At 52.0% G+C, this 11,716-nt stretch carries 8 protein-coding genes; 5 read left to right on the top strand and 3 right to left on the bottom strand.

Annotated elements, in window-relative coordinates; all coding sequences use genetic code 11:
- Positions 1 to 20 precede the first annotated feature (20 nt).
- The 3 genes from ADU23_RS06900 to ADU23_RS06890 are packed head-to-tail and all read left to right on the top strand — an operon-like array spanning position 21 to position 3,078.
- A complete protein-coding gene (locus tag ADU23_RS06900; protein ID WP_082311027.1) occupies positions 21 to 872 on the top strand; it encodes an ABC transporter permease in 852 nt (283 codons plus the stop codon).
- Positions 869 to 1,696: an ABC transporter permease gene (locus ADU23_RS06895; protein WP_082311026.1), complete on the top strand. Its 828-nt coding sequence runs from the start codon at positions 869 to 871 to the stop codon at positions 1,694 to 1,696. Before ADU23_RS06900 ends, ADU23_RS06895 begins: the two co-directional genes overlap by 4 nt.
- 29 nt (positions 1,697 to 1,725) lie before the next feature.
- On the top strand, positions 1,726 to 3,078 hold the full coding sequence (locus ADU23_RS06890) for an LLM class flavin-dependent oxidoreductase (protein ID WP_053373069.1): 1,353 nt from the start codon (positions 1,726 to 1,728) through the stop codon (positions 3,076 to 3,078).
- A 49-nt stretch (positions 3,079 to 3,127) separates the two neighbouring features.
- On the opposite strand, the gene ADU23_RS06885 is transcribed toward ADU23_RS06890, so the two are convergent.
- The 3 genes from ADU23_RS06885 to ADU23_RS06875 form a co-directional block, all read right to left on the bottom strand.
- Positions 3,128 to 3,700: a DUF6143 family protein gene (locus ADU23_RS06885; protein ID WP_053373068.1), complete on the bottom strand. Its 573-nt coding sequence runs from the start codon at positions 3,698 to 3,700 to the stop codon at positions 3,128 to 3,130.
- 64 nt (positions 3,701 to 3,764) lie between these two features.
- Positions 3,765 to 5,291, bottom strand: coding sequence for a glycoside hydrolase family 43 protein (locus ADU23_RS06880; protein ID WP_269433065.1), 1,527 nt, complete (start codon positions 5,289 to 5,291; stop codon positions 3,765 to 3,767).
- A gap of 121 nt (positions 5,292 to 5,412) precedes the next feature.
- Positions 5,413 to 6,132, bottom strand: coding sequence for a peptidylprolyl isomerase (locus ADU23_RS06875; RefSeq protein WP_053373067.1), 720 nt, complete (start codon positions 6,130 to 6,132; stop codon positions 5,413 to 5,415).
- A 356-nt stretch (positions 6,133 to 6,488) separates the two neighbouring features.
- Here ADU23_RS06875 and ADU23_RS06870 point away from each other — a divergent pair, with 356 nt between their 5' ends.
- Together ADU23_RS06870 and ADU23_RS06865 are read left to right on the top strand one after the other, a co-directional pair.
- Complete coding sequence (locus ADU23_RS06870) at positions 6,489 to 10,646, top strand: glycosyl hydrolase (RefSeq protein ID WP_053373066.1); 4,158 nt, start codon at positions 6,489 to 6,491, stop codon at positions 10,644 to 10,646.
- Between the two features lie 234 nt (positions 10,647 to 10,880).
- Complete coding sequence (locus ADU23_RS06865) at positions 10,881 to 11,663, top strand: CPBP family intramembrane glutamic endopeptidase (RefSeq protein WP_053373065.1); 783 nt, start codon at positions 10,881 to 10,883, stop codon at positions 11,661 to 11,663.
- Positions 11,664 to 11,716 lie beyond the last annotated feature (53 nt).

The following is an 11,716-nucleotide window of genomic DNA, read 5'->3' as shown; positions in this document are numbered from 1 at the left end:
GAAGAAATGAGGCGTTCGTTATGCAGCGAGCAGGAGTGGAAAGCGCGTTGCCAAAGCAAATAAGGGCGCAGAAGAGGCGGCAAACGAGCCGTCTCTCCATACAATCGGCAAATCTGTTGCTGGGTGTTTTGCTGCCGGTCATCCTGCTTGCCGTTTGGCAGATTGCAGGCATGATGGGCAAGCTCAACCCGACGCTGCTGCCAACGCCCGGGGTCATCGTTCAAGAATTCGTGAGCCTGACGTTGTCAGGCGAGCTGCTCCGGCATCTTGAAATCTCGACTTGGCGCGCGTTGCTGGGCTTCTTGCTTGGCGGCGGGCTTGGACTTGCGATGGGGCTTTGGGTTGGATTTTCCTATAAGACAGAGAGGCTGATCGATCCTTCGCTGCAAATGCTTCGCACGCTGCCGCATTTGGCCGTGGCGCCGCTGTTTATATTATGGTTTGGGTTCGATGAGACCTCGAAAATACTGCTTATTGCCAAAGGAGCTTTTTTTCCGCTTTACGTCAATACGTTTCTCGGCATCCGGTCGGTGGACGGCAAGTTGTTTGATGTGGCCCGCGTGCTGGAGTTCAGCCGCTGGCAGATGATAACGAAGCTGGTGCTGCCGGCATCGCTTCCGAATATTTTTCTAGGCATCCGCTTATCCATCGGCGTAGCGTGGCTGGGTCTGGTTGTAGCTGAAATGATGGGCTCCAGCTCAGGTATCGGCTTCTTGATTAATGATGCCCGTTATTTCTCGATTACTTCGGTTGTATTCGTTGGCATCATCGTTTTTGCTGCTGTCGGGAAACTGACGGATTCCCTTGTGAAGCTGCTGGAGCGAAGATTGCTTAGCTGGCAGGACAGCTATAAGGGGGATGGAGCATCGTGAGCGAACAGGCCATTAAGAAGGCTAGCGTTAGGGACAACAAATCCGCTTCGCGAGAGTGGCTTGATCATGTGCCAAAGCCGCTCCATGGATGGATCGTGCCGATTATAATCGTTGTCTTGTGGCAGACGGTCAGCGGTTTGGGGTTAATAGCCGAAACGCTGCTGCCTGCTCCCCTCCTGATTGCGAAGAACTTTATCCAGCTATGCGCGAGCGGAGAGCTATTCGAGCATCTAGGGATCAGCGTATACCGTGCGGCACTTGGTTTTTTGCTTGGCGGAACGCTCGGCTTGCTCCTTGGTTTGTCGACTGGGCTTGGCAAGGTAGCGGAGAAAACGCTCGATCCTTCGCTGCAAATGCTGCGGACAGTGCCGTTGCTTGCGGTTATCCCTTTGTTTATATTGTGGTTTGGCATCGGCGAGTTCGCCAAGGTGCTGCTGATCGGGTTAGGCGCTTTTTTTCCCGTGTACGTGAACACGTTTCTTGGCATTCGCAGCACGGATGCAAAGCTGTATGAGGTATCCCGGATTTTTCAATACACGAAGCTGCAGCAAGTAACGAAGCTTATTATTCCTGCTGCGCTTCCTAATATTTTGCTCGGCGTTAGGCTGTCGCTTGGCGTCTCTTGGCTGCTGCTCGTTGTTGCGGAAATGATGGGCACGAGCGCAGGGATCGGCTATATGATTCAGGATGCGCGGGCCTATTCTGAGACGGAAATCGTATTTGTAGGCATCATTATTTTCGCAGTGGTCGGCAAGCTGTCGGATTCGGCGGTTCGCCTGCTGGAGACGAGATGGCTCCGCTGGCGCGATACGTATAAAGGTTAATTTGAAGTTCGGAGAGGCGGTCATTGATTATGGGGAAACGGCACGAGCAGCTCCACCTTGGGGCATTCATTTATTATGCGGGGCATCATCATGCAGGCTGGCGCCATCCTGATTCAGGCGTGGAGGGCATGTTTGATGTGAAGTTTTATCGCAAGCTGGCGCAGACGGCGGAACGCGGCAAGTTCGACATGATTTTTTTCGCCGACTTATTGTACGCGGCGAATGTGGGGCAAGCGGTAGCCGGCATGCTGGAGCCGCTGACGCTGCTATCGTCCCTGTCGGCGGTAACGGAGAAGATTGGCCTGACGGCGACGGTATCGACGACCTATAACGAGCCGTTCAACGTGGCGCGCAAATTTTCCTCGCTCGACCATATTAGCGGCGGGCGCGCAGGCTGGAATATCGTGACCTCCCAGCTTGATATTGAAGCCCATAATTACGGCAAGCCGAAGCATCCCGAGCATGGCCTGCGTTACGAGATGGCGCGTGAGTTCGTCGATGTCGTGACAAGATTGTGGGATAGCTGGGAGGATGACGCGCTTGTTCTTGACCGGCAGTCCGGCAAGTTTGCCGATGACTCGAAGGTTAAGCCGGTCGATTATAGCGGGGAATGGTATTCCGCGAAGGGGCCTTTGAACGTACCGAGATCGCCGCAAGGCTATCCGGTACTGATTCAAGCTGGCTCGTCGGAGCCGGGGCAGGATTTTGCCGCGAGTATCGGCGAGGTTATTTTTACGGCGCAGCAATCTCTTGAGTCTGCCAAAGCATTCTATGAGCGTGTAAACAGCAAGCTTGGCGATTATGGCAGAGAGCGCGGCAGCCTGAAAATAATGCCGGGCCTGTCTCCTGTTCTCGGAGCGACCGAGGAGGAGGCGAAGCAGCGTTTCCAAGAGCTGCAGAAGCTTATTCCAGACGCGGCGATCGCCGGATTTCTATCCGGGTTTCTTAACTTTGATGTGAGCGGCTATTCGCTTGACGAGCAGGTGCCGGACATTCCGGACCCAGTTGGCGCATCCAATGGAATGAAGAGCCGCGTACAGCTTATTATGGACTTGGCGCGCAAGGAGAAGCTGTCCATGCGCGAATTAGGCGGGCGTTTTCTCGGTGCCAGGGGCCATTTGCAATTTGTAGGTACGCCTGAGCAATTGGCGGATCTCATTGAGCTATGGTTTGAGGAATATGGCTGCGACGGCTTCAACATTATGGCGCCTGTCCTTCCCGGCGGACTGGATGACTTTGTCGATTTAGTCGTTCCGATTTTGCAGCAGCGCGGACTGTTTCGCGAGGATTACACGGGAGATACGCTTCGCGACCATCTGGGCTTGCAGCGCCCAGGCGAAAACCATTTTCGCAAAGCGCATGCCTCAGCCGTACTGAGGTAGACAATCGCCCCTCAACCTTTGCGGGTTGAGGGGCGATTTGGGCTTAAAGCTAGTGCATGCCGGGAGACTCTTCCCACCAGCCGAAGGAGATGACGGCGGGAGCGGGGGGGTTCATGGAGCTGGTCAGCGTGAAGAGAATGGCTTGGCCGGGACCGACAATCCAGTGGCCTGCTTTCTCGCTTGATACGCTGGAGTAAGCCGGGATGACGCGCGTGGATACGGGAATTGCAGCAAGCGCGGTCGTATCCAAGCTGCTTCCGAACTGAACTTGTCCGCGCGGCATCGGCCTTGGATCGAGCGTCAGATTGGCAGTGGATACCTCATGGGACTGCTTGCCATGCGTTGGCAGGCTGGAGCAGAAGCAGATTTGCGAGACGAGCTTATCATCCGACAGATTGCTTAGCACATAAAGATCGAGATAGAGATTAACGCCCGAGCCGGGAGGATTTATTAGTGCGCCCCAAGTCCGGTTTGAATCGGTTGGATTCAGCTGGTCGGTCTCGCCTACAAAATATTTCCCTTGCAGCGACTTGCAGAGCGGATTCGTTAAATTGACCACGCTGACTGGCCCATTGCCATTCATCGCTTCACCATCCTTCGCAACATGCTTATACTCCACCATATGATTGGATTCCCGTAACATGCCTGCGATTCCAAGCGGCGACAGCGTATGCCAGCTGCGAAGGCTACTCCTTGGACACGTGACTGCCCCAAATCGCAACGCCTTCTTTGGATAAAGCGCTAAACGTCATGACATGGCTAAGCGTTCCTTCGTTCCACTCTCGCAGCAGCGCGCCGTTATACAGCACGCCATCAATCGTAAGAGCAATGGTTGCTGCTCCGGTGCTTATCCAAGTGCCGCTTGCGCCGCCGGAAATGGTGCCGTCCTTGCCCAGCGTTATGAGAGTCGCTTGCTTGACCTCAGCCGTAATGTCCTTGCCGTGATTCACGTATTTATAGTCGCCGGCGATTTGACCGGCGGTTACGCTCTCAACCGTCTCGCCCGAATAGCGATGCGGCGCAATGACCGGCCAGCCCTCGGTATTCATCAGCATCTGATGCACTCTCACCTCATGGCCCTCTCCGCGAGAAGGAAAGCGGGTATGGAAGATAAGAAACATTTTGCCGGTATCCGGATCAACGTAGGTTGAATTATGGCCGGGCGAAGCGTACCCCGTGCCGATATTCGCGACCTCTCCTTCGATGTTATCCATTTGGAAGTTGCCCATCAGCTTCACCCCGTAAGGGGCGATAGACGCATCGTCGAAGAGCGTGCCGTAAGCGCCAAAGGCGTCGATCATATCCTTGCCTTCCGAGTCGAGGAACGGTCCGTCAGGCTTTTTGGAGCGGGCGACTCGGATGTTATAACCGCCGCTAGAGTCTAGTCCGCCATAGGACAGAAATAAATAGTAATAGTCCGTTTCCTTGCTGTGCATCATATACGGCGCCTCGATGCGGCTGTGGTTATTGCCGAGCAGCCGCTTGCCGTAGCCTTGATCTGGATAAGGCAGACCGGTTTCCGGATTCATTTTCATAATAAAAATGCCGCCCGAGTAAGAGCCGTACACCATCCACAGCACGCCGTCTTTATCGTAAAAGACATTCGGGTCCACCACGTTCGGATGTACGGCCGCATCATAAATCGTCCCGTCCTCGCTCAGGTCGTTCCACATGCCGGATTTCAAAATCGTTCCCTTGTTATGGTAAGGCCCTTCTACTTTATCTGCGACGGCATACCCAAGCACAGAACGCGGAGAATCCCCCTTGCACATGCTGTAATACATATAAAACTTGCCGTCCGGCAGCTGAATGACATCGCCCGCCCAGAACGTATCGGTCTCCGCCCAAGCAAGCTCCTCTTTCATTTCAGTTAATACGTCCGGGATAATGGGGTTCCCCTCATAGACGCTTGAGTTGAGCTGCTCCCAAGACATCAGGTCCTTGGACTTCGCAGCGGCGAGATGGGAGCCGAAAATATAAAAGGTATCGCCGACTTTAATGATCGATGGATCATGAACAGAAGCGTCGGCGAACGCAGGCTCATTAGTTGTAACCGCTTCCGAATTTGCGCTGCTTGAAGCTACGGCAGTTGAGGCAGGCGCAGCGCTTTCGGTAGGCGATGGACTGCTTACACTGCCTGCGCTGCTGCCGCTGCATGCGCTCATAAAGGTCATCAAACATGCAGTTAGCAAAACAATCGTTTGTTTTCTCAATGTGATAAATCTCCTTTGGCGGATGTTTAACTATTTATATTATTATTAATCAATTAATAATTTTATTATATATTAAGCCGTAAAAAAAGAGAAGGGCTTAGCCCTCCTCTTAGCTCTTCTCTTATTCCGTTTTTTTCGGTTCCTCAAACGTCATGCCGAGCGTGTCTACCGTTACTTTTTTCATCGAAATCGGAGTTTCAGGCCGATCGTTCGCACCAACGGTCTGATTAACAATTTCATCTACAGCTTCCATTCCTTCCGTTACTTTACCGAAGGAAGCATAGAGGTTATCGAGCGAAGGAGCGTCAGCCACCATGATGAAAAACTGCGAACCTCCTGTATCCGGTTGGTTCGTGCGAGCCATCGAGAGTACGCCGCGCGTATGCTTCAGCTTGTTCTCAAAGCCGTTTTCTTTGAACTCGCCGGGGATGCTGTAGCCAGGGCCGCCCGTTCCGGTGCCTTCAGGATCGCCGCCTTGAATCATAAAGCCCGGGATAACGCGGTGGAAAATAACGCCGTCGTAGAAGCCTTTATTAATGAGCGAGATAAAGTTGTTTACTGTATTAGGAGCAACCTCTGGGTAGAGCTCAAGCTTAATGGTTTTGTCATTGCTTAGTTGAATCGTTACGACCGGATGCTTGTCCGAGCCAAGCAGCTCAGGGCCTTCCTCCGTAGGAGCTTCGGTAGGGGGAGTTGTTGTGCTAGTGTTGCCGCTGTTGGAGCCGGATCCGGTATTTTTGTCACCGCTTGTATTTTTGTTTGCTCCGCATCCTGATGCTACAACGAGCAGAACGAGCATAAGCAGCAGCATGGTACCAAGGCGTTTGTTTTTAAAAAACATTTCAAATATCCTCCTTAAGTTGTGCGAATGCGTAAAAAGGATTGCAGAATGACCTGCAAATTTTTCCACATTCCCATTCATGATTCCCTTTGTATAATACCATATTGGTTGATTTAAATGCGAGGAGCCGTCTAACTGCAGATGGTGAATAACAGATATTTTCATAGCGATTATCGTTTATTCACTTAATTATTAACCTAACAAAATAACAAAAATAAATAATGAAACAGCATTTCAGCCCTATAAAAGCTAGTTTAGACCATTTATTTTGCGATAGGAACCTCTTATACTTGTTGTGAAGCGCTTACATATATCAGTCATAAGCAATAACAAAAATAACAAACAGGAGGGTTAACATGAAGAAGATACGTAAGTGGATTGCTGCGTTAATCGTACCTATGCTCGTCATCTCGGTAGTCTTGCCTGCATTTGCTCAAGCGGCAGCAGCAGACGAACGCGGACACTGGGCACAGGCGGCGATTGAGAGATGGAAAACAAATGGCGTAGTGGGCGGATATTCGGACGGCTCCTTCAGGCCGAACCAAAACGTGACTAGAGCGGAGTTCGTCACGATCGTTAACGCAATTCTTGGATATACGGCAGAGTCGAAAGAACCGTTTGCGGACGTGGAGTCGGCTGCTTGGTACGCAAAGTCCATCTCGGCTGCCCGCGCGGCTGGTTATTACGAGGGCGGCTCCAACAATAAAGCGAATCCGGCACAGCCGATCACCCGTCAGGATGCAGCGGTCCTAGTGGCTAGAGCCTTTCACCTGAACGGAAATGGCAGCGCTTCCTTTGCGGATGCGGACAACGTTTCGGAATATGCAAAAGCCGGCGTGGATGCGCTGGCAGGCGTGCTTAGCGGCTATAAGGACGGCACCTTCCGGCCTAAGGGCCATTTGACGCGCGCGGAGCTTGTGACGGTAATAGACAAGCTTATTCAACAATATTATCCGAAGGCGGGTTCGTTCGGAGGCTCGTCCATTTCAGGCAATGTTGTTGTGAATGCGGCAAACGTTGTCTTAAAGGATGTTGCGATAACCGGCAATCTTTATTTGACTGCAGGCATTGGCGATGGCGACGCGACGCTCGATAACGTAACGGTAACGGGCACGACGTACATTTGGGGCGGCGGGGTCCATACGGTTGCTGTCAATAACTCGGTACTTGGCCAAGTTCAAGTGAATCGTCAGGATGGGCCGGTACGCGTCCTGTTTAGCGGAACGACGACTGCTCAGCATCTAACGGGCAGCAGCGAGTTTACGCTTGAGCTTGGCGAGGGCACCTTCATTGGGGAGCTTGCACTGGATGGTCAGGCGAAGGGTTCCGCTATCAAAGGCCAAGGCAATGTGAAGAAGGCGAATGTGGATGCGGACGGCGTTACCTTGAACGGCAAGCCGCTCAGCAGAGGAGCTAGCGTGATTACGAAAGGCGCTGCGGATGCTTCTGGCGCAAGCGGCGGCACTGGCAGCTCCGGTAGCGGCAGTGGTGGTGGAAATGGCGGCGGTGACGGCAACGGTGGCACGGAACGTGTAGAGAACCTCGTCGATTCGTATGCAACCGATTATACCAAATCGCTGTTTGCTTATTTGGATGATGTGCGCGGCAAGCAAGTATTGTTCGGCCATCAGCATGCGACGACGGAGGGAATCTCTTTTACCGATACGAAAGACATTCAATCGGATGTTAAAAATGCGGTAGGCGATTATCCGGCTGTCTTCGGCTGGGATACCCTTAGCTTGGAGGGCAAGGAGAAGCCCGGCGTTTCGAACGATACGGAACAAAGCAGAATCAATCTGACCGCCAAAATGAAGGAAGCGCATGAGCTCGGGGGCATCGTTACGCTCAGCGCGCATCTGCCTAACTTTGTAACGGGCGGCAGCTTTAACGATACAAGCGGCTCGGTTGTGCAGCATATTTTGCCGGGAGGCGACAAGCATGCTGACTTTAACGCATTTCTCGATCGGATCGCCGCGCTTGCGAGCAACCTGAAGGATAACGACGGGAAGCTTATCCCGATCTTGTTCCGTCCCTTCCATGAGCAGAACGGCGGCTGGTTCTGGTGGGGCGCCAAAACGACAACGACAAGCGAGTATGTGGAAATTTACCGGTACGCCGTTGAGTATTTGCGCGACGCCAAGGATGTTCATAACCTGCTGTACGTCTACTCGCCCAACGGTACCTTTGGCGGCAGCGAATCCAATTATTTAACGACCTATCCGGGCGATGATTACGTTGACGTGCTCGGCATGGACCAATACGACAATCAGCAAAGCCCGGGCAGCGAGTCCTTCCTTAACAATCTCGTTGCGGACTTGGCGATGATCTCGAAGCTCGCTGATTCCAAGGGCAAAATAGCCACTTTCTCCGAGTTCGGTTATAGCCCGCAAGGGATGCTGCAGCAGGGCAACGCGGATAAAGCTTGGTTTACGAAGCTGCTGAACGCCATCAAGTCCGACCCAGACGCCAAACGGATTTCTTATATGCAGACTTGGGCGAATTTCAGCACGAACGGCAATCTATTTGTTCCTTATCGCAATGCTCCGCTGCTTGGCGATCATGAATTGCTAGAGGATTTGGTCGCGTACTATAACGATCCGTATACCGCGTTTGCCAAAGAGGTAACGGACGTTTATGGGCATCAGGTGAAAGCGGCGGCCGAGCAGCCATTCCTGCATGTTGCAAGTCCTGTTAATCAAAGCACCGTAAGAGAGAACCGGACGGTTGTTCGCGCCCGCGTTCTGAATACGGTACCGTCAAAAGTCGTGTATGTAGCACAGGGCTCCTCGGTTGAAGTGCCGATGGCCTTAGACTCAAACGGCTTCTACTCGGCGAATTGGATGCCTAACGGAAAGCAAAATGGCAAAACAGCCGATATTACGGTGAAGGTTTACAAAGAAAACGGCGTGGCGCTTGAGCAAACCGTGACGGTTTTTGTCAAAGCGGATCGAATCGCATTGAAGACATACACATTTGACACAGACATCGCGGGTATTCAAAATAACGGCACTTGGCCGTCAACGATGGGCTTAACGCTTAGTCATGAGAGCTTTAACGGCGATGGCGCCCTTAAACTTAGCGTAACGGATGCGGTATATCAAGATACGTGGCAGGAGCTTAAGCTTGCGCTAGTCCAAGCGGCAAGCGAGGTTCCGCTCGCTGCGGTGAATCGTGTTTCCTTTGATGCTTGGATTCCGGTTTCGGCGGGCTCGGAGTCGGCAAGCGCAAGTCTGCGCGGCATCGTGCAGCTTCCGCCAGACTGGACGGATGCAGGGAAATACGGCATGCTGACGACGGAGAAGAAGCTTGCGGAATTGCCTGTCGTTACGGTAGACGGGGTGGATTATGCGAAATACAGCACTTACATTGATTTAAACGATCCGGGCAAATCAGCAGAAGCAACAAGCCTTGCTTTGTCGATTATCGGCAGCGGCCTGCAGCTTGACGGACCGATCTACGTCGATAATATTGCACTCCTAAACAGCTATTATGAGCCGCCGGTTATCCCTTCGTTAGTCGACCATTTTGAAGGGTATCAAGGTGTGAACGCTGCGCTGCAAGCGAAGTTTGTAAAAGCGGGCGGCGATACGGTTAATGTCAGCTTGGATGGCGAGCACGAGAGCGGCGGCATGTATGCGATGAGATTCGACTACACGCTCGCAGGCTCGGGTTATGCCGGTATTACCAAAGCTCTTGGCGGCGTAGACTGGTCTACGTTTAATAAGCTCAAATTTTGGCTTGTTCCGGATGGCAGCAATCAGAAGCTGGTCATTCAATTGAAGGTGGATGGCGTCTCTTATGAGGCTTATCCATCGCTCGCGGGAACGGCTGGCGAATGGGTCACCCTTCCATTCAGTGAATTTGCGGTAGCCCCGTGGGATACGGGCAATGCTGGCAAAAAAATAAATAAAGTCAGCTTGAAAAATGTGCAGGATTTCTCGGTTTATGTCAATGCGGTATCAGGAGCTGCGCTCAGCAGCAGCTTGTACTTCGACGATATCGAAGCGATCAATGACGGTACGGGCGGCGTGCCAAATGGCGGCAGCGGACCGGGCAGCATGCCTGAGAAAGCCGGCGTACTGTATGATTTTGAAAGCGATGCTTCAGGCTTTATCGTTGAAGTGAACAATGCGAGCGCGACTGCGCCAGCCATTGCCGCTGATGCGGCTGCGAGTGGCAATTTTGCCCTAACCTCTTCATTCAGCCTCGCAGGTTCAGGCTTCGAGCTGACGAAGGCATCGGCGCTTGATCTATCCGCAGTTAGTTCGATAAGCGTTAAGGTCAAGCTGTCAGCCGGTTCGGCGAATGCGCGGCTGTATATCAAAACAGGACCGGATTGGAGCTGGTATGATAGCGGGATGACGGCAGTGGATTCCTCCGGGTTCCAGACGCTTGCGATTCCTCTTGCAGGGGTAGCAGGCCGTGATGCCGTGAAGTCTATCGGTATCAAAATCGAGCCAACAAGCGGCAGCGGCACTGCGTCCGTATACGTGGATGAGATTACGCTAAACTAAAATAAATAATAGACAAAACCCCGGGAGTGGCTGGCGAAAGCCGCCAATGACCGGGGTTTTTCTCATGGCAAGGCGATCACGAATAAAGGATTGAAAAAGTCGGCCGGGCTTAGGGATATACGGCAATCCCGCGAATATACATAAAACGATATGAACAACGACAATGGCAGTCACTTTGCTCATTGGATTTGGACGAGCGGGTATCCATTATCTTTCGTAGGAAGGGTTTGAACAATGGAAAAGCTATTCGCAGTCATTGGTTTTCTCATTATCGATTTATATTTTAATTTAATCCCGAGGTTATTTTCGCTGGAAACTATTCCTTGGCTGCTTTATGCCATCCTATTCTTCATCCTTGTTCATCAAGTGGCCAAGCTGACCGGCTTAAGGGGGATAGAGGATTTAGGCGTAAAAGCCCATTTTGGCTGGAAAAGAAACCTGCGAATCGGTCTGCTGCTTGGCGCCGGCACTTGGGCGGCCATGTATGTGCTCTTGTGGGGCTTCGGGGACTTTCAGATCGTGGGCGTAAAAAAGGCACCGGAAGCGGTCCTTTTTGCCATCGAGGTCATTGGCGTGATGTTTCTTGGCTCGCTCATGTATAATCTCATCGTAAGAGGTTATATCTTCGCTCATCTTAAGGGCAAAATACGAAATGCTCATTTGTTGCTTGTATCGGCTCTTATATTTGCGCTGGATGATATCTGGTTAGTCGGCTTCAGCCTATCAAATGCTCTATTCTCGTTCATACTAGGACTATCGCTTGGTTATGTGCTTCTAAAAACGGGCTCGATTTGGATGAGCACCGGCATGCATATGGGCGTAAGCGTCATGTATTGTTTCGTATACGGAGTTCCGGGAAGCGAAGCTGCGACAGGCTTGCTGGTTACGGCATCCGGCGATAACGTTTCGTTTGTGCTTGAGCATGCCCATACGTTTGCGGCTATCGTATTGCTTCTAGTTATTCTGGTTATCTATCCGTGGTTGAAGCTGAATTCGGTTCATACATACAGGCACTAAATAGAGCGAAGGATGGGGAGGATACTATAGCAGTTGAGTCGAGTGATGAAAAA

The sequence above is a fragment of the Paenibacillus sp. FJAT-27812 genome (genome assembly GCF_001273905.1).
Taxonomy (GTDB): domain Bacteria; phylum Bacillota; class Bacilli; order Paenibacillales; family Paenibacillaceae; genus Pristimantibacillus.
This window is presented reverse-complemented; position numbering and strand designations above follow the sequence as displayed.